The organism is Mycobacterium sp. 2YAF39 (assembly GCF_052114565.1).
Classification (GTDB): Bacteria; Actinomycetota; Actinomycetes; order Mycobacteriales; family Mycobacteriaceae; genus Mycobacterium.
In genome coordinates, this window is the sequence record NZ_JBFREZ010000040.1 from 1 (window position 1) to 573 (window position 573).

A 573-nucleotide genomic window follows, 5' to 3' on the forward strand; every position below is an offset into this window, starting at 1 on the left:
TTGGACTCCAGCACCGGCTCGCCGCGCGAGAGGCTGGCCTTGGTGACGCGGCCGGCGAGCGAGGTGGCGTCCTGGACCACGCCGGGCGGCAGGCTGGCCGCGGGCCAGTCCACCAGCTTCACGGCCTCGGGGGTGATCTGCTGGCCCAGGCTGATGTCGGCGGCGGCCACGGCCACCTTGGTGATGCCGTTGCTGCCTTGCTGCAGCAGCCAGCGGGACGCGAGCATGACGGCGCTGAGCCCCGCGATGGTGGCGATCAGCAGCATGAACAGGATGCGCAGGTTCTTCATTTTCGGCTCCCTTGCTCAGAAGAAGATGGTGCGATGTGCCAGGGTGCGCGGGCACGTGGCGGGAATGGCGGGGCGCCCGGCGTGCCTGGTGGCGCGTTGGCGTCCGGTCCGGCGGGCCGGGTCCTGGCCGCTGGCGGCTGTCATGTGGTGGTCTGGGCGCGACCCGGAGCCGTGGCGGTGTGCCGAGGCGCAGGGCCTGGCGTCTCTGTGTGGCGCATGCATGCGGCTGCTGTGGTGCATGGCGATTCCCCCGTTCCTGGTCCCTGTTGTCACAGCATCGGGA

General features: G+C 70.9%; 2 protein-coding genes. One reads left to right on the plus strand and one right to left on the minus strand.

Annotated elements, in window-relative coordinates; translation table 11 throughout:
- The coding region (gene cpaB / locus AB4Z42_RS28365; RefSeq protein ID WP_442012575.1) for a Flp pilus assembly protein CpaB at positions 1 to 290 on the minus strand (290 nt) is incomplete at its 3' end.
- On the opposite strand from cpaB, the gene AB4Z42_RS28370 reads away from it, so the two are divergent.
- On the plus strand, positions 274 to 573 hold a 300-nt coding region (locus AB4Z42_RS28370), incomplete at its 3' end, for a hypothetical protein (protein ID WP_442012576.1). The genes cpaB and AB4Z42_RS28370 overlap by 17 nt on opposite strands.